The organism is Paenibacillus sp. 2003 (assembly GCF_031455635.1).
GTDB lineage: Bacteria > Bacillota > Bacilli > Paenibacillales > Paenibacillaceae > Paenibacillus > Paenibacillus amylolyticus_B.
Genome location: NZ_JAVDTB010000002.1, coordinates 645,204 through 663,305 on the forward strand (window position 1 = coordinate 645,204; position 18,102 = coordinate 663,305).

Annotated in this window: 21 protein-coding genes; 2 read left to right on the top strand and 19 right to left on the bottom strand. The window is 45.4% G+C overall.

The features are described from left to right. Positions 1-246 precede the first annotated feature (246 nt). From J2X75_RS14780 to J2X75_RS14800, 5 genes are all read right to left on the bottom strand, one after another. Positions 247-729 (bottom strand): hypothetical protein, encoded by a 483-nt coding sequence (locus tag J2X75_RS14780; RefSeq protein ID WP_310337461.1) that lies wholly within the window; start codon positions 727-729, stop codon positions 247-249. Further along, positions 729-1,250 (bottom strand): cysteine hydrolase family protein, encoded by a 522-nt coding sequence (locus J2X75_RS14785; RefSeq protein ID WP_310337462.1) that lies wholly within the window; start codon positions 1,248-1,250, stop codon positions 729-731. The genes J2X75_RS14780 and J2X75_RS14785 overlap by 1 nt, the downstream gene beginning before the upstream one ends. Before the next feature lie 30 nt (positions 1,251-1,280). After that, positions 1,281-1,703, bottom strand: a complete 423-nt coding sequence (locus tag J2X75_RS14790) for a hypothetical protein (protein WP_310337463.1) — start codon at positions 1,701-1,703, stop codon at positions 1,281-1,283. A 41-nt stretch (positions 1,704-1,744) separates the two neighbouring features. Then, entirely contained in the window at positions 1,745-2,290 is a 546-nt protein-coding gene (locus J2X75_RS14795) for a GrpB family protein (RefSeq protein ID WP_310337465.1), read from the bottom strand. 244 nt (positions 2,291-2,534) lie between these two features. Beyond that, on the bottom strand, positions 2,535-4,025 hold the full coding sequence (locus J2X75_RS14800; protein WP_310337466.1) for a glycoside hydrolase family 43 protein: 1,491 nt from the start codon (positions 4,023-4,025) through the stop codon (positions 2,535-2,537). A 179-nt stretch (positions 4,026-4,204) separates the two neighbouring features. Here J2X75_RS14800 and J2X75_RS14805 point away from each other — a divergent pair, with 179 nt between their 5' ends. Further along, the gene (locus J2X75_RS14805; RefSeq protein ID WP_310337467.1) at positions 4,205-5,107 is read left to right on the top strand and encodes an ArsR/SmtB family transcription factor; all 903 of its coding nucleotides are present in this window, start codon (positions 4,205-4,207) and stop codon (positions 5,105-5,107) included. A gap of 109 nt (positions 5,108-5,216) precedes the next feature. Here J2X75_RS14805 and J2X75_RS14810 read toward each other — a convergent pair whose 3' ends face one another. The 11 genes from J2X75_RS14810 to J2X75_RS14855 all read right to left on the bottom strand — a co-directional run bounded on the left by J2X75_RS14810 (position 5,217) and on the right by J2X75_RS14855 (position 12,356). Next, entirely contained in the window at positions 5,217-5,366 is a 150-nt protein-coding gene (locus J2X75_RS14810) for a hypothetical protein (RefSeq protein ID WP_310337469.1), read from the bottom strand. Positions 5,367-5,399: 33 nt separating this feature from the next. Next, positions 5,400-6,149, bottom strand: coding sequence for a metallophosphoesterase family protein (locus tag J2X75_RS14815; RefSeq protein ID WP_310337471.1), 750 nt, complete (start codon positions 6,147-6,149; stop codon positions 5,400-5,402). Beyond that, a complete protein-coding gene (locus tag J2X75_RS14820) occupies positions 6,146-7,090 on the bottom strand; it encodes a GNAT family N-acetyltransferase (protein WP_310337473.1) in 945 nt (314 codons plus the stop codon). The genes J2X75_RS14815 and J2X75_RS14820 overlap by 4 nt, the downstream gene beginning before the upstream one ends. A 38-nt stretch (positions 7,091-7,128) precedes the next feature. Beyond that, complete coding sequence (locus J2X75_RS14825; RefSeq protein WP_310337475.1) at positions 7,129-7,392, bottom strand: hypothetical protein; 264 nt, start codon at positions 7,390-7,392, stop codon at positions 7,129-7,131. Beyond that, the gene (locus tag J2X75_RS30375) at positions 7,373-8,101 is read right to left on the bottom strand and encodes a DUF1361 domain-containing protein (protein ID WP_397383683.1); all 729 of its coding nucleotides are present in this window, start codon (positions 8,099-8,101) and stop codon (positions 7,373-7,375) included. The genes J2X75_RS14825 and J2X75_RS30375 overlap by 20 nt, the downstream gene beginning before the upstream one ends. Before the next feature lie 41 nt (positions 8,102-8,142). Further along, positions 8,143-8,571 carry a GNAT family N-acetyltransferase gene (locus J2X75_RS14830; protein ID WP_310337670.1) on the bottom strand — a complete coding sequence of 143 codons (429 nt, stop codon included), beginning with the start codon at positions 8,569-8,571 and terminating at the stop codon, positions 8,143-8,145. 17 nt (positions 8,572-8,588) lie between these two features. Then, positions 8,589-9,044 carry a GNAT family N-acetyltransferase gene (locus J2X75_RS14835; protein WP_310337478.1) on the bottom strand — a complete coding sequence of 152 codons (456 nt, stop codon included), beginning with the start codon at positions 9,042-9,044 and terminating at the stop codon, positions 8,589-8,591. Between the two features lie 26 nt (positions 9,045-9,070). Further along, positions 9,071-9,481: a GNAT family N-acetyltransferase gene (locus tag J2X75_RS14840; RefSeq protein WP_310337480.1), complete on the bottom strand. Its 411-nt coding sequence runs from the start codon at positions 9,479-9,481 to the stop codon at positions 9,071-9,073. A gap of 128 nt (positions 9,482-9,609) precedes the next feature. Next, complete coding sequence (locus J2X75_RS14845) at positions 9,610-10,836, bottom strand: amidohydrolase (protein ID WP_310337671.1); 1,227 nt, start codon at positions 10,834-10,836, stop codon at positions 9,610-9,612. Positions 10,837-11,054: 218 nt separating this feature from the next. After that, positions 11,055-11,609, bottom strand: coding sequence for a methylated-DNA--[protein]-cysteine S-methyltransferase (locus tag J2X75_RS14850; RefSeq protein ID WP_310337481.1), 555 nt, complete (start codon positions 11,607-11,609; stop codon positions 11,055-11,057). Between the two features lie 42 nt (positions 11,610-11,651). After that, complete coding sequence (locus J2X75_RS14855) at positions 11,652-12,356, bottom strand: DNA alkylation repair protein (protein ID WP_310337483.1); 705 nt, start codon at positions 12,354-12,356, stop codon at positions 11,652-11,654. Positions 12,357-12,546: 190 nt separating this feature from the next. On the opposite strand from J2X75_RS14855, the gene mgtE reads away from it, so the two are divergent. Next, complete coding sequence (gene mgtE, locus J2X75_RS14860; RefSeq protein ID WP_310337484.1) at positions 12,547-13,917, top strand: magnesium transporter; 1,371 nt, start codon at positions 12,547-12,549, stop codon at positions 13,915-13,917. A gap of 69 nt (positions 13,918-13,986) precedes the next feature. Here mgtE and mmsB read toward each other — a convergent pair whose 3' ends face one another. From mmsB to chvE, 3 genes are read right to left on the bottom strand one after another with little or no spacing between them, the layout of a single operon-like run. Beyond that, positions 13,987-15,150: a multiple monosaccharide ABC transporter permease gene (mmsB, locus tag J2X75_RS14865; protein ID WP_091020326.1), complete on the bottom strand. Its 1,164-nt coding sequence runs from the start codon at positions 15,148-15,150 to the stop codon at positions 13,987-13,989. Further along, on the bottom strand, positions 15,119-16,684 hold the full coding sequence (gene mmsA, locus J2X75_RS14870) for a multiple monosaccharide ABC transporter ATP-binding protein (protein WP_047844003.1): 1,566 nt from the start codon (positions 16,682-16,684) through the stop codon (positions 15,119-15,121). Before mmsA ends, mmsB begins: the two co-directional genes overlap by 32 nt. A gap of 21 nt (positions 16,685-16,705) precedes the next feature. Next, on the bottom strand, positions 16,706-17,791 hold the full coding sequence (gene chvE / locus J2X75_RS14875; RefSeq protein ID WP_310337488.1) for a multiple monosaccharide ABC transporter substrate-binding protein: 1,086 nt from the start codon (positions 17,789-17,791) through the stop codon (positions 16,706-16,708). Positions 17,792-18,102 lie beyond the last annotated feature (311 nt).

The window sequence follows — 18,102 nt, forward strand, 5'->3', positions numbered from 1 at the left end:
CTGCATAAATAAACAGGACATTGAACAAATATAGAAGTACATTTAAAGAGATGCCAGATATAAACCAGATTGTTCCGTCCGAGTTGGCATAATGATAATCCGTAAAGAATCGGATTGGGAAACCATACTCTGTTCGGAGCGGTCCATCTTCAGTATATAAAGTTCCAGGAATACATAGGATGGCTAATACAGCAAGCCAGGCTGATAGATTCATTATTCTTTTGTTTATCGTCAATACATCTCCCCCTATTCAACACTAACGGTATCTTTACCAAAATACGTCCCTTTCAACTTTTGATCCATAAAGTCTCTTAAGTCCTTTTGATCAAGTATATATTTCGTATCTCTATTAAATCTGCTTTTTCTGGATACAATAATCTGTTTCCGATTGTATTGAATTGTAATTTCAGCGTTATGCTTAAATCTCAAAGCAATTCCTGCACTAATGCTTCCTGTGACATCATCTACTGGTATTTTGGCCGATTCCGGGGCTGCATTCAGCCAGCCGACTATACGGCTAATGTCTTCTTTACTTAACGTAACATTGTCAATCCTAGTGTGTGCTCCACCATCGCCTGTCCTGGTGTACACGACTATGCTCATCTCTGTGCTTATCACTTGATTTCTCGAAATCGGCTTATTTGGATCAGGGTTACTCGTGATTAGAAAATACAGAAACAGGATTGCCGCACCTATGAAAAACCAGAATCGCCTACGTTTTCCTAGCATTACAGCGCATTCTCCGTATCCAACACATTGGCAAACAGTCTCAGTACCGTATTGTGATGTTCAATAATCTGCTCCGCTTGAAGCGTCTTTGAATTCCATGTGCTGTGCGCATCTTGAACCAGAATGACCGTGTAACCCAGACTGTACGCTCTGCGGCAAGTCGTGTCTACACATACCTCGGTCTGCATACCCGCGAGAATCAACTCCGTCACGCCATCTTCTTGCAATTTCAGATGCAGATTGGTTTCGTGAAATGAATCCGATGTCTCCTTTTCAATAACGAGGTCACCAGCTATAGGTGCAATGGACGGATGAATGGCCCACCCCGGAGTTCCTCGTTCCAGTGGACTGCCTGCCCCTTCGCTGTGCTGGATATATATGATGGAATGCCCTGCTTCACGGGCCTTGGCAATTAACACCTGGATCTTTTGAAGCAATCGTCCCCCCTGATAGACGGGATCTGTTTCATCAAACATCGCTATCTGTACGTCAATGATTAGAAGTGCACAATGCGTTGTCATTTTGCTTTCCTCCTGACGAATCAATTTAATTCAAATCTTTCTTCTTCGTATCTTTAACAAAACTTCCAATCCCATATCAATCAGTACAAATAGGATAGCAGCAAGAACGCCAAATAAGGTCAGAACTAACGTCTCTTTGAAATCCAAGATTGCTTCTCCTGCGCCCATGACCAGATAATAAATATACATGCCTAAAACTCCAGCACATGCATAGCCTAATATCCTCGTACTTAGATACAATACATGATTGTCGAATTGAATTCGGCTTACCAGATAGTCCACCAATATCGATAAAGGTAGCCCGATCAATACGATCAAGGGAGTCGCGTATACCAGATAAATAACAATGTAAAAATCAAAACTGTAGGATTCATTCATCGATATGAGACTTGCAGCCAAAGTAAAACCAATGATGGTTAGAACGGTTGTTATCAGCTTTCTTCCCATGTTCATCTCATCACTCCAATACAGTTATCTCTATTCATTGGATGTGCTCATGCGTCAGATTTTGCCGGTTGCCATCCGATTTCTTGAGACCAACTGTGTGCTCTCTGTAATATGCTCCACACCATTGGTCCTTTTCCTTCAACATATTTGGGACGCTGATCTTTATACAATGACATGAGTCTGTGCTTTTCTTCTGCATATTTCAAACAATCTTCCGGATGCTCCCTTAAATAGTCTCTGAACAGCAAGGTCATCTGCTCGGAGAAACTGCCTACCTGTCTAACGTGTATATGTATCCTTCTGTTTCCGGGTTCTTCACGAAAGTAACGTTTAGTCTTATCCGAATTTTCTGCTCTGAATACAAATCCGACGGTTTCGATCTCACACTTGTAGTCCAACAGATTCTCATAATTAGAAACAGATAGTTGTATATCTATGATGGGTTTCGCGTCTATTCCCACAATTGAAGTGGACCCAACATGATCAATCCGCACGGCCTTTTCTCCTAACGCTTCTCTTAATTTCGAACCCGTTTCGAGAAACAAATCACGCCATGCCGGATCATACTTTGCAATTCTCCATTGATCCTCCATACAACTCCTCCTTGGTTATTCAATCAAGCTATATAATTAAATAACACGTTCTTTTACCCTTTTGTTACATGTAGATTATGTAGTGATGCCATATCTATTCGAACGATGCCTTCTAATGATTCCGGCATCCTATAATGTACTTCCACGTTTGCATACCTCTCTTCTATTGGCATTTATTAATATATCTATATATTGACACAAATTAAAAAAAAGAGAAGGACCCTGAGGCCCTCCCCTTAACTTCTTAATGATATTCACATTTGAAATTTGTAAACTCAGCGGAAGCATCTTGCCCACTCGCGTACAAACCAATAAGTACGCCTGTAAAACCTCCTGCCACCTCCGAGGAAAGGTATCTCGTCTGTGCCGTGCCCAGCAGAATCTCTTCACCATCTGCTTGAAACAGGAAACTGTAGCGTTCTTGGCTTGAGCGGATCACCAGCGTTGCATACTGTTTATTTCCCAGTTCCACTTCATGTTCTATCGATTTGATATCACTGATATTTAGACGCTCGATCACCTTATAACCGTCCTGCTGCCCACGAATAGCCACTTCATAATGATGATTCTCATCCATGTAGATCGTGATACCGGCTTCTCCACTCGTTACACTGACATCAACTGAAATTGTTGCATTAAAGTCTTTTTGACGTAACCCGATGAACGTTGGGGATGCCGGAACGTCCAGCGTTACATCGGTTCCTGTTAGCGTAAGCTTATCTGATTCAAGCTGATAATGCTTTGTATTTGGATGACGAAGGTAACACCAGTCGAGGTTCCAGTCTGTATTTGCAAACGTATAATGCTTCTTATCCTGCTGGATCACCGTGTCGGGAATGCGATTCGTCTCAAAACTCGTCAGCGTTGTGCCTTCATGCCCGGCTGTAAACCATCCGTCTTCACCAAACGTAATTGGAGTCAGAAATACTTCTCGACCCAGATGATGGTACGTAGCCCATTTGCCAATCTGTCGGAATCCCAGGTGAAAGAGCCACCAGTTCCCCCGATCATCCTGAACCAGATCACCATGCCCTACTCCCTGCAACTCATAACCTCCCAGATTGCGGTTGGTCAGAACTGGATTGTGCGCATAGGCTTCGAACGGTCCCGAAGAAGAAGTGCCCCGAGCATACGTAACCATATGACCATATTCGGTGCCGCCTTCAGCTGCAAGCAGGTAATAATAACCGTTTATTTTATAGAGATGCGGACTTTCCAGATATCGTCCACCTGTTCCGTTCCATATTGAACGACTCGGGGTCAATTTTCGGCCAGTTTCAATTTCAAGCTCGCACTGGACAATTCCACCAACGCCTTCATCATCCACCCCGTTACTCATAAACAAGGTCTTTCCATCTTCAAAATACAAATCGGGATCAATTCCGCCTTGATCCACATAGACAGGCTCAGACCATTCTCCGTAGATATTATCCGTCCAGACATAGAAATTTTGATGTGTCGTATCATTCGTTGTCACCATATAAAAACGCCCGTCATTGTGCCTGATGGTTGGGGCAAATACACCCCCGGAGCTGTTCACCGTCTCGAGTTGAATCTGGCTTTTACGAGTCAGGCAGTGACCAATCTGCTTCCAATTCAGCAAATCCTTGCTTTCAAAGAGCGGTACGCCCGGAAAATATTGAAAAGAACTACACACCATATAGTAGGTATCGTGCACCTTAATCACACTAGGGTCTGGATAAAAACCTTTTACAACAGGGTTATTGTATTTCATTACTCCACTCCATCTCTTTTATAAAATTCACAAATATAAGAATTCAACTTCGTAACAACTACAAAAATTAAACACCATCGGGCGTAAACTTTCAATCAATCTGGATTGCATCTTGAAGCTAATTTTATTAAATTAATATATATATGATTTTAGAAGAGTGATGGTAGGGAGTTGTGCAGATGATCAAAGCAAATGGAGAGCCCCAGTTCCTTCCTTTATATGAGGCGTTGGCAAGCGAAGTCAGATGGAGAATCATGGATATGATTGCAGATCGCGAAATGAATGTGAAAGATATTGCCGCAGCATTGGAGCTTAGCCCCTCCATTGTCACGATGCATATTCGCAAATTGGAGGATGCGGGTCTAATTGGCAGCAGACGAGTTCGGATCAACGGAGGCACGCACAAATTATGTTACCTCAAGCAAAATCAGATTGAAATCGAGCTGCCATCCGCAAGCCAAACTTCACGAACCAGAGAACAGACGATAGCCGTGGGACACTACACTGCTTTTGATATTCACCCTACCTGTGGGCTAGGAACACTTGAAAAAGAAATCGGCGTATGGGATGATCCGCGTTACTTCCTTGATCCTGAGCGGGTACACGCCGCTATCCTGTGGTTTGGGAAGGGCTATGTTGAATATAAAACACCGAACTTTGTCCTTCCTGACCAGACAATCGATGCTATTGAAATTTCGATGGAACTGGCGTCTGAAGCTCCGGGATTGCGAGATCATTGGCCTTCCGATATTCGTTTCACCTTCAATGGCGTTTCTCTCGGAACGTGGACAAGCCCTGCCGACTTTGGCAGAGCAGCACGCGGCAAATATACGCCAGAATGGTGGCATCGCAATGTGAATCAGTATGGATTGTTGAAGACCATTCGTATTGATGCCTACGGTACCTATATGGATGGTGAGCGGATGTCAGACGTTACTCTCGCGGATATTAAGCTTAGCGAACCGTTCTGGACGCTTCGTTTCACAGTTGACGAGGAAAGTCCCAACGTTGGCGGATTAACGATCTACGGTGCCGGTTTTGGTAACCATGATCAGGATATTGTTATTCGTGTATTGGGTTGAAGTGGCTAGCTGAGCTGCACAAGAAGCCTCCCTTTCCTGACCTACAGGAGAGGGAGGCTTCGAAAATGCTGCTCCTCAGCTACTTTTGAAGCACAAGCCTAATCAATCTTTACCTTTGCTCTTTCAATAGGTCCTTAATCTCCCTTAACTCTGATAATATTTCTTTGGTGTGCTGGCTATTTTTTGAGTTATCTATTCCAACTTTCACAACATAAATACCGAGGAACAGATACACCACCAACATAATGATCATTCCCATGTACATCGCTCCTTTCCAAAGCAACAACACGTTCTACGAACGTTCACTGTCGTCTATATGCTCTCTCTCCAACTGATTCCCATGGAATGCCTGCAAAAGAAAAGCCCGATCCGGAACGTTCAACCGTTCATACGATTGCAGATACTCCCTGTTGTCATATGGAACGCCAATGAATCTCACATCCAGTTTGCCCTCTTGAAGATCCACGATCCCATATCTGGCAATGGCAAGATCGTTACAGCCTAAAGCTCCCGGATTCAGATAAATTCGTTGATCTGTCTTATAATAATGAAGAATGTGATGATGGCCAAAACAAACCAAATCATGGGCCGTCCCCTGATACTTCGCGTCTAATTTGGATCCGGATGGTTCTTTGTCGATGACATCCAACTTGTCGTTGCTCATATGATAGTGAGTCAAAAGGAACCGATGTCCTTCTACCTCTTTTTCAACGAATTTCGGTAGAGCTTGGATTTTCTTGATCGATTCTGCACTTAGATGTTGACCAATCCATTCGTGGTGCTCAGCAATGCCTTTATGCCCTTCTAATGGACCCTTATTTTGGAGCAAACTCAATACAGCTTCTTCGTGATTCCCTGAAATCGCTATCATATTCTCACGATTGTACAGCATCTCGATCACTTCATTAGAGTAAGGGCCAATACCGATCATATCCCCTAAACAAAATGTATGCTCAATGTCTCCTCTGGAATCCATATCAGCCAATACCGCTTGAAGCGCGGGAACATTCCCATGAATATCGGTTAAGATGGCAACCTTCATTGTGATTCATCCTCAGGAATATACATCGTCTGAATCTCCTGCACACCCGGAATAAAGCCCAGATTCAGATACACGGACTCCGCATCATTTCCTTGCATCACATACAATCGCAGAACAGGATATTTACCCTTAAGCTCATTCAAAGCTCTCTGTAACATCAGTGTAGCAAGACCTCTGCCTCTATATGCCGGCCGAACCCCTATGCTATATACGGCAGCCTGATTATCCTGCAGACAAAGACGACAGTTGGCAATAAGCTGCCCCGTCTCCTTATCGTAGACAAGTGTAGATGCCTGAGTTAGAATCTCATTCGTATAATTAGGGTCATCGCTTGGGATAAAATCTGCAAGCGTGGTATGTTTTCTTCGTGTAGCTTCAAGACTTCCTGCAAAACTCTCCAGGTCACATTGAGCAATCTCATCTTCATTCACATATTTTCTAGTGCCGGTTTCACTTTCAATAATCTCTGGACTCTTCACGGTTACCCTGCTGTCCCATTCGATTTCAAAATGATCTGTAGGCCGCTGCATCCAGCGACATCTGAACTCCACTGGCCAGAATCCAGCTCTTGCGTATAGATCGACTTGGTCTGGAAGAATCTCAAAGGTCAGAATGCGTTTCGTGCGATCCGACCACTGTAATAATTTATGCTTCAGAAGTTTCAATACATCAAAGCACTGCTGGAATGGCGGGATAAAAAACAAATGATACATCCGGTTAGGCTCCATTCTCACGCCACCTATTTTGCTTTCCCCCTTGTAAATCCAGTAGGCACTGATCTTGGAAGAACTGAACTCTTCTTCCCTGAAAAATCCGACATAACGCATATCATAATAAACCGTGCAAAATAATCCCCATTCGGCAAAATCAGCTCTGCGAATCGAATATTCATCCGACAGATCATATTGAAGTATATCTATGGACCATTCTGTTAAACTCATACGTAATTCCTCCTCAATTCTAATTAAACGGCAACCAATCAAATCATTTTTCTATACGCCTCGCCGTGAACATCAAAATACCAGTTTCCCGTTAATTCTTCTTCTCCTTGGATTACATCCGCATTGGACAACAAATGGTACGCCCCTGCGAGAATTTCCGTCCGATCAGGCTGATCGGTTTCCAATATCAGTTGGTCGATTAATTGCCGTGTGATTCTTTGGTACATATCCATCACAGCCAACAATTCTTCCGTAATTTCCTGCGTTATCGCCTTAATAATTTCAGATCCTTGCCCTTTCAAATGAAGATGAACTGCTAGACCTTGCGGTTAGCAAAGATAAAATAATGTAGCCAAAAAGTTGAACCGTAAATACAATGGCGACAAACTCAACCATTATGCTGTTCGTTGTATTAAAATCATTCACAAAATCCACAAAGATCTTCCCGGGCCTGGATAATATATCCCACGAATTCCACCGATTAAATCTACCAATGTAGACCCCTATACTGCTCAATAGCAAAATAACACCGACAACCATCATACTAATGTACTTATTTATTAATTGGTTTAACATTACGTGGATTTGAATGATCGAACAAGTCGAGAGCAGCAATCCGATGATTGCTACGGCAAACGTCAGGGTGAGTCCATACCAAAAATCAATATTAACCCAAAATCTAACCTCCCCTTGAGCATCAAAATATCTGAATGAATGCAGAATCTCCGTAAAAAGATAGGCCGCATTGGGCAGAAAAAAGAGCCATACTCCACACATCAGCCCCATACATATCATGCTCGTTGTGGTTAATTTCTTATTAAATATGTATCTAATGCAGGATGAGATGATGAATGGTACCCATGCCAGGAACATATCCCAACTTAGAAATCGATACATATTTGTATCTGTTTGGGCACGTAAATACATCACAACACCTAGACAACAACAAGTAGCCACGAGCAAGGTAACGATGAGTCGGAGATCTTGAACTGGATGTTTGTTATCTTTCATTTCTTTGCTTCTACTTCCTTTTCCTTGATGAATGTTATAAGTTATAGATACTTTTTAAATGCCTTGCTGGATTCTCCGTCGTACCCCAATTTCGTATAAAAGTGATGTGCTTCATGTCTGGATGATCCACTGGTAAGAAACACCTTCATACAATTTTTCTGTACACATATGTCTTCCACATATTTCATCAATTCAGATCCATATCCCTTGCTCTGCACATGTTCCGTAATAATAACCCGCTCAACGACGCCGAAGGGTCTATTTTCCACCAAAGCATCCAAACAAATATGTAAATGAGCCGTTCCGATCACCTGATCACCCATTTCATACACGAACAAGAAACTGTTTGGATTATTCCGTACTTCTTCAATGCGTTCTACCAGTACCTTCGTGTTTAAGTTGTTCGGCAATAATTCTTTATACAGTCTTTCGATAACCGTTGCATCTCTAGCTTCTGCCTCTCTTATCATCAAGCTTCCCCTTCCTGTTACCTCACTTGATAACTTAAAATGATATCACCGTTGTCCTCGAATTCACCCGTGTCCTGAAACCCGCAACGTTTGTACAGCGCATTTGCCGAAATGTTATGCGGAACATGGGATACCCTGATTTGCTGGCAGTCACTTCTCTCTTGCAACATACGAACCACTTCTTGAATAGCAAGTTTGCCGTAACCCTTCCCCTGGTACTTCTCGTCAATCATGAAGCGCAGAATCCAGTAATACCCGTCATTGTAGATCTCGTTATCAAATAAAATAAAACCGACCATCTGATCCTCTGCCAAAATACCGTATGGTTTGGACGTAATTTCTTTCGTTGCATGAATCAATGAATCCGCATTGCTTGCGACCAACTCCAGCTGATCTTCCCGTGGTTTAAGGTGGATGCACACAAGTTCATTTTCTTTGGTTATGGGTTGTAGGGTTACTTTCTTCACATCCACAATCCTCTCTCCTTGCAGCTTATTTACTAGATTTTCTTGATCAACATAATCTCCAGAGGTTGTGTATCCAGCAACAGAGCCCCTGCATCAACATACCCCAGCTTTCGATAGAAATGTTGGGCATGTTCGTCTGATTGCGTTGAAGTCATCACCGTATCAAAGCCTTGTTGCTTCATTAAATTTTCCCAGTGATGTACGACTTTTTTGCCATATCCGCCGTTTCGATAGGGTTCATCAATCCAGATCATATTCATGAAGGGAAGGTTGTCCCAAAAGTAACCGTACCTCATCCATCCAACTCTTGATCCCTCGTCCTCGTCCCATAGGATGAATATTTCTTTCTCACTAATCTTCGTTTTCACAAGTGGCTGATGGATATGCCGATCTCTATCAATGATATAGTCGTAGTCAGCTTCCGTTGCATATTCAATCTTCATTCGTATTGCTCCCTTCATTAACTACGTCCATCATAACCCAAAATGTGGTAGTTGCGAACAGTTCTTTCCTCTTTTTTTCCCATGCCAAAAAACCACGGTTTCCCGTGGCTGTACCCGCTCTATTTTCCTCAATCCGATATCGATCCGCTCACCAATTGCCCGTTGTACCATACGGCCTGCCGCGCAGATCGCCGCGCAACGGCTTCCGCCGAACAACTCGCATGCACCAATACAAAACTCGCGGTGTCGCCTACCTTCGGCCATACTTGCTCCCCTTGTGAATCCAGCGGTGTGATACCGCCTGTTACGAAAGCCAAAGATTGAGACAAGGACAATTCATCACTATATCCGTACAGTTCTGCGAATCGTCCCGCTTTCTCAAGCATATCCCCATTGCCAAAAGGAGACCAATGATCTGTCAGGCTGTCTGTTGCCAGCTTCACGTTCACGCCCATACGGTGGAGCATGGGAAGAGGCATCATCGTTCTGCCAATGGGCACCGTGGAAGCAATGCTCATCCCAAGCGAAGCCATTCGCTGCGCCATTTCTTCTGCTTCCTGCTGCTCTGCGCGGGCGAACCAGAATGCATGACTTACCGTAACTTTACCCTGAAGCCCTGCTGCTTCGGTCAGATTCGCGAGCTCCTGCAGCGTTTGTTTGCCGGCCTGCCCGCCATCATGCAGATGAATATCGATGCCCGCCTGGTGCTGAACAGCCAGTTCAACCATGGCGGTCAGTGATTTCTCGATCTGTTCGTCCACCGTATGAGGATCAAGTCCGCCCACATGTGTTGCACCTTCCTTCATCGCTTGGCCCATAAGCTCCACTGAATGGGATCGAAGCAGTCCATGCTGCGGGAAAGCCACGATCTCCGAAGAGATTTTGCCCGAAAATGATTCCAGAGCCTGCCGCGTCGCTTCCAGTCTTTTCAAGCCACTGACAGGTTCAATATTGCAATGGCTACGTACATGAGTGGAACCGTACCCCTGGATCAAGGTCAGAATACTCTCCGCTTGACGCTTGGCATCTGGCAGCAGCTTGGGTAACAGAACCTTCTCTTCTTCAATACGTTCGAAAATACTGGAGATACGCTTAACGGCTGTCCATGGCCCATCGTAGTAGGTTTTATCCAGATGAATATGTGCCTCCTCGAACGAAGGCAGCAGCAGAAGTCCCTTGCCATCTACTTGTGGTAGATCGCTAGACAGCCGGTTGTTTCCTTCCACAATCTCCGCAATCACTCCATCTTCAATCCGCAGATGAGCGGGGCTTGTCCGTGTCCCCGTCACCTGTTCTCCCTCCCGAACATAACCCCGCTCCACAGTCAGGTTGGTTAACCAATAAGCCTGCTTCATCATGTCATCCCTCTTTTCTTACCCGGCATTACGTCCCCCGGATACCGATTGATCTATGATCCATGGTACCATACGGTTTCACCGGGCAAAAATACGTAAAAAGTTGGTGTTCCATATGCGGAACGTTTGCATTACGCTACATTAATACATGCAAAAAACAGGCACAATAAAGTGCCTGCCTGTCCAATCATCTTAATTTTCTTGATTACGTGAGTCTATTAAAAATGAAACCGCGCATGCCCTCCATCGGTCACGCCTTCAATCTGTTCAATATCCAGCAGTCTGCGCTTCATCTCCAACCCTCCACGGAACCCCGTCAGCTTGCGATTAGCCCCGATAATGCGGTGGCATGGTAACAGAACTGGAATTGGGTTGGCCCCATTGGCAGCCCCAACCGCTCGCACAGCCGAAGGTCTTCCAATCGCAGCGGCTATGTCACCATAGGTCCGAATTTCACCGTAAGGCACACACCCTAGCTCTCTCCATACCTCCTGCTGGAAGTTCGTTCCGATCAAGTCCAGTGGGATTGCATCTGTATAAGCCATGGGTTCTCCTGCAAAATAGGACTGCAACCAGTCCATCATGCCTGTTCGTTTCAGCGCATGCTCGTTCTCTTCCAGTTCCACGCCAGGTGCAACTTTCTGTAACCAGCCGTTCCAGTCCTCCAGTGTTTCGTTGGGCATGACCACTCGGCACAATCCCTGTTCCGTAGCGAGCAGCACCCATGGACGACCGTCCAACTGCATCGTGGTGTACATCAACTTTTTTCTCATTCGTTTATCGCCCTCTCCCCGGTGGAATGCTTAATGCTAGAACTAGGAGGTAACCTGCTTCTTCACCTTACGTTTCATACTGCGGATGATCTGCTTGCTCTCCGGATCCACGCGATAAGATTCCGTGATTTTCTGAAGTGCCTTATTATACGTAAAATCGTCCAGGGTATTATGGTTCAGATAACGCTTTGTCACCTCAGGTTGTTTCACATAAGCCATTGAGATGGCCCAAGCAACTGCCATTTTCACATAATACGCCTCGTGCCTAATCTGATCCAATGCGGATAGAACCTGTTCGATATATCTCTCATTCAGATAAAAATTCAACAGCATTACCACACCAAACCGGATTTCATATTCCTGATCTGATCTCAGATACGGCTGCAAGAACGCCCACATGGGCTCCGAATGGACCTTCGTATATTTCAGTCCCGCACAGAAGCTGTCACACACCGACCAGTTGTCAATCTTGGGTACAAATGTTTCAATAGCCTTTAACAGCTCGTCCAGATCAGCCTGTACATGTCCAATGACCATTGCTTGCAACATCACTTCTTCAAAATATTCATCCTCTGCCGTTTCCAGATACGTGCGCCAGTCCCCGGCGGCAAGCTGCTTGGCAATTTTTCGTAAGGCTGGCAACCTTACACCAAGTACATTCGTGATGTTGGGAATAAGTGCAGCCGAGAATTTCTGATACTCCGGCTCAACCATGCTGAGCAATTGTGTTCTGATATCTACTTCCACTAGCGCATGTCCTCCTCGTCTGTTGCTGTACAACAAGTATATCCTTGCAGCGGCTGTTTGTAAGCCCATATCGAATGTTTGAGCAAGATTACAATATCATTTTGGGTACTCTCTTTTTTCTCCATTTGTTTAATTGCCAACCCATTTCGTTTAAAAATATGAAGCTGACCGAATAGAAAGGAGTGTCGATATGAACGGACCTCATATCAAGAAAGATTTCTCCGTAGAGGAGATCACCGAACAACTCGTACAACATGTACAATCCCGGAACCTTCCCGATTTTTATAAATTGGTGAAAGAACTGCATCCCTACGACCTCTCACTTGTATATAAAAAGTTCCCTGAAGAAGAAACCAATCGGTTTCTGCTCCTGTTCAAACCCGATGCTCTGGCGGATCTCGCCGAGACCTTGAAGCTGCACGAACAGATTCAACTGTTTGAACGACTTGGGCCGGAACGAACACTTGAAGTCATGCAGCAGATGGACAAAAGTGATTTGATCCGGTTCATGCACGATTTGCCTGCCAAACGCAGAGAAGAATTGCTGTCCAACATGAACCTGGATCACTCTGCTATTATCCGATCCGTGCTTAATTACCCGCCGGAGACGGCAGGACGCATCATGACAGATCAATATCGGACCCTGCTCGCTCATGAGACAGCCAAGGAGGCCTTACGACAATCGCAAGGTACCATGCATATCTCAGCCTCCAGTTATCTCTATGTAACCGATAATGAAGGCAAACTGGTCGGTGTCGTGAGTTATCGATCCCTTGCCTTGGCTGACGATAAGACCCAGGTTGAAGAACTGATGACCCGGCGGGTGATCCATGCAACGGTAGATATGGACCAGGAAGAAGCAGCACAGCTTCTACAGCGTTATGAGTTTATTGCACTTCCGGTGGTGGATGAAAATCACAGGTTATGCGGTATCATTCAGATGGATGATGTCATCGATATTATTATGGATGAAGCCAGTGAAGATTTGGCCAAGATGGGGGGCGGCGGCAAGGATATCGACTTTGATACCAAACCACTCGTGGCCGTCAGACGCAGGCTTCCCTGGCTCATTCTATTACTGCTGATTGGTCTAATCTCGGGAAGTATTGTGGATTTCTTCGAGGATACACTCAATCAGGTTGTGGCATTGGCATTTTTCATGCCGATGATCGCAGGTATGACCGGTAACACAGGAACGCAGTCTCTGGCTGTTGTGGTACGCGGACTGATCGGACGCAAACTCGACAAAGCCACCGTACTCGCACTGATTGGTCGGGAGATCAAAGTAGGCACCATGATTGGCTTGGTATGTGGATTACTGATCACTGTCATCGCTTATTTCTGGCAAGGGGACTGGCTACTGGGCGCCATTATTGGGGTATCTCTGTTCCTCACTCTTGTCATTGGTACACTGACCGGTACATGCATCCCGCTTCTGCTTAGTCGTTTCAAAGTCGACCCAGCTGTTGCCTCTGGCCCACTAATCACCACATTGAATGATATCTTGTCCCTGTTTATCTATTTTGGCATCGCCACACGTTTCCTCGATGCCTTGATGTAACTAAGTTGTGCATACAGCAAAACAGACCTGATCCTGAGATCAAGGTCTGTTTTTTCATTTTACCAAGTGTTACGCTGATCTTTTATTTTTATTATAGATATCAAATGCTACAGCCAGCAGCAGTACCAATCCCTTAATCCCCTGTTGCCAGTCAATACCGAGACCAATCAGGGACATCCCGTTATTCAGCACACCCATAACCAAACCACCGATGATGGCACCAAATACCGTACCTATCCCCCCTGAAGCGGAAGCACCACCGATGAAGCAGGCCGCAATGGCATCCAGCTCAAAGTTGGTACCTGCTCTTGGCGTAGCCGCATTCAGACGTGCGGCGAAGATCAACCCGGATACCGCGGCAAGTGTACCCATGTTCACGAAAACCCAGAAGGTTACCTTTTTTGTTTTGACCCCAGACAGACCTGCGGCCTTCTCATTACCTCCAAGCGCATACACATGCCGTCCCATGACAGTACGATTCATAACGAAGGAGTACACAACGATCAGGACAAACAGCAGGACCAGAATATTCGGAATTCCCGCGTAACTCGCGAGTACAAATGTAAACAGATTTGTCACGGCAGCCACCACAATCAACTTGAGCAGAAATAGTCCCTGTGACACAACCTCGAAGCCATATTTTCGCTGAGAACGGCGTTCCCGCAGTTCATTGACAATGTACCAGACGGTGAGTACAAGACCCACAATAATGGATACCAGACCGAAGCCTGAGAAGTGAATATCCGGCAGGAAACCCGAGCTTATTTTCTGGAAACCACCCGGGAAAGGAGAGATCGATTGCCCCTCCAGCACGATCATCGTCAAGCCGCGGAACAGCAGCATCCCTGCCAGCGTCACGATAAATGCCGGAATCCGCACATAGGCGATCCAGAAGCCCTGCCATGCACCGATTAAAGCCCCAACCAGCAAGGAAGCGATGACTGCAAGCCAAGCCGGAAGCTGCCAATCAACCATCATAATCGCCGCAACGGCACCAACAAAGGCTGCAATGGAACCAACAGACAGGTCAATATGCCCGGTAATGATGACCAGCACCATTCCGATCGCCAGCACCAGAATGTAGCTGTTCTGCAAAATCAAATTTGTAATATTAATCGGCTTGAGCAACAGCCCGCCTGTAAGTACCTCGAACAAGAGCATAATCACTACCAAGGCAATAATCATACCGTATTGACGGATATTATTTTTGAACAGTTTTGTTATCATTTCCATGCTTGCCGCCTCCAGACTTGGTCATATATCTCATCAACGTTTCCTGCGATGCTTGCTCCCGGCTGACTTCACCGGTGATTCGTCCGGCATTCATCACATAGATCCGGTCACACAGGCCAAGAACCTCCGGAAGCTCGGATGAGATTACCAGTACACCCTTGCCTTCAGCAGCAAGCCGATGAATAATCGTATAGATTTCGAATTTCGCTCCCACATCAATACCGCGGGTAGGTTCATCCAGGATAAGAATATCTGGTCCGGCAAAAATCCATTTGCTGAGCACCACTTTTTGCTGGTTGCCTCCACTCAGATTACCGGTCTTCTGCAAAATACTTGGTGCTTTGATGTTCATGCTTTTCTTCATCTTTTCCGCCACCAGTACTTCTTCACGCTCGTTCACTACTGCGTTTCGCGTCAGCTTGCTCAGACCCGTTAAGGAAATATTGCGCTTGATGTCATCCATCAGAATGAGTCCGTATTCCTTGCGGTCTTCTGTCACATAAGCAAAACCGTTCTGAATAGCCTCTGTGACGGTATTGTTGTGGATCGGTTTACCATTCTTAATGAGTTGACCCGAAATATTCCGTCCATAGGATTTGCCAAAGATACTCATGGCAAGCTCGGTACGCCCAGCGCCCATCAGCCCGGCAATACCGACAATCTCACCACGTCTGATATTCATATGGATCTGATCCAGTACTTTCCGCTCGGCATGATGTTCGTGATATACCGTCCAGTCCTTTACCTCAAGGATAACTTCACCAATGGTCGCATGACGCTCCGGATAACGGCTGGTGAGATCACGCCCTACCATTCCGCTAATAATCCGGTCCTCCGTCACTTTTTCCTTCTTCATATCCAACGTCTCAATTGTCTTGCCATCCCGTAAAATAGTCACCGAATCGGATACCTTGGATACCTCATTCAGCTTGTGTGAGATAAGGATACAGGCGATGCCCTGTTTCTTGAATTCCAGCATCAATTGCAGCAGATTTTCACTGTCGTCCTCGTTCAGCGCAGCGGTTGGCTCATCCAAAATTAGCAGTCGAACCTTTTTGGAGAGCGCTTTCGCAATTTCGACCAGTTGCTGCTTGCCTACCCCGATGCTGGATACCAGCGTGTTTGGATTTTCGCTCAGTCCCACCTTCGAGAGCAGTTCTCGTGTACCTACAAAAGTTTCCTTCCAGTTGACAATTCCTCTGCTGGCACGCTCATTGCCCAGATATATATTTTCCGCGATTGAAAGGTAGGGAATCAGGGCCAACTCCTGATGGATAATGACGATCCCCAGATCCTCGCTCTGCTTGATATCCTTGAACTCACAATTTTTGCCCTGAAATAAAATGTCGCCTTCATACGTGCCATGTGGATATACACCACTCAGTACCTTCATCAATGTAGATTTACCTGCGCCATTTTCACCACATATGGAATGAATTTCGCCTTCACGGACTTTCAGATTGACATTTTCCAGCGCTTTGACACCAGGAAAGGTTTTGGTGATGTTTTTCATTTCCAGAATGATTCCGGCCATGGGATGTGCTCCTTTCATTTATTATTTCAGTCCGATTTCTTCCTTCGTATAATACTTGGTACCAACGATATCTTGCTCCACATTTGTACGATCCACGGAGATGGGATCCAAGAGATACGCCGGAACAACCTCAATACCGTTGTTATATGATGTTGTATCATTAACTTCCGCCTGTTTTCCTTGCAAAATGCTATTGGCCATCTCTACCGTCTTCTCCGCTAGCTTCCGCGTATCCTTGAACACCGTCTGCGTCTGTTCCCCGGCCACAATCGACTTGATCGAGGCAAGTTCGGCATCCTGTCCTGTAATAACGGGCAGCGGCTTGTTCGAAGTACCGTAACCAATCCCTTTCAAGGATGAGATGATACCAATACTGATTCCATCATAAGGAGATAATACTGCATCCAGATGATCACCCGAGTAATACGCACTCAGCAGGTTATCCATCCGTGACTGGGCCAATGCACCGTCCCAGCGCAAGGTCGCAATCTGGGCCATCGTCATCTGCTTGCTGCGTACCACCAGTTTGCCGGAATCGATGTACGGCTTTAGGACAGACATCGCACCGTCGAAGAAGAAATAGGCGTTATTATCATCAGGAGAGCCGCCAAACAGCTCAATGTTATACGGTCCTTTTCCATCCTTGAGCCCAAGCTTTTGTTCGATGTAGGAGGCTTGAAGCACCCCCACCTTAAAATTGTCGAACGTGGCATAATAGGTTAAATAAGGCGTATTGCGAATGAGCCGATCATACGAGATCACTTGTATCCCTTCGTCATGCGCTTTCTTGATTACATCCGTTAATGTATTGCCATCCACGGATGCAATCACCATCACATCCACACCTTTGGTGATCATGTTTTCAATCTGTGAAATCTGATTTTCAACCACATCCTCAGCATACTGAAGATCGGTTTTGTACCCCTGCTCCTGAAACAGACGGACCATGTTCTCCCCGTCTCCCACCCATCGCTCTGATGATTTGGTTGGCATCGAAATACCGACATATCCCTTTTCTTTGCTGCCTGGGCCGCTCTCTGCCAGATTACAGGCCGAGAGCATCAAGGTCATCACCAGAAGCCAGATGAGCATTGCTCCTTTTTTCATATGAAGTTCCCCTTTCCTCACGTCATACGGTTCTGAATGAGTTCTAAGATAACGCTTACAATGCATATGGTACATTCTGTTGCTTGGTGTTCCTGTCTGAGACCAATGGTAGCATTCGAGATGCCGCAAGGTCTTTGCACGTTTTGAACCTTTTTTATAAAAATTTAACTTTTGATGAAAACGCTTAAAATACAAGTGTGACCCATGAGATACCATACCCGAGTCAAAAAAAAGGACATGCTCCACTTCGCTTCACACGAAGTAGAACACATCCATCTCATTTATCACACGTCTGAATGAACAACTGTAAT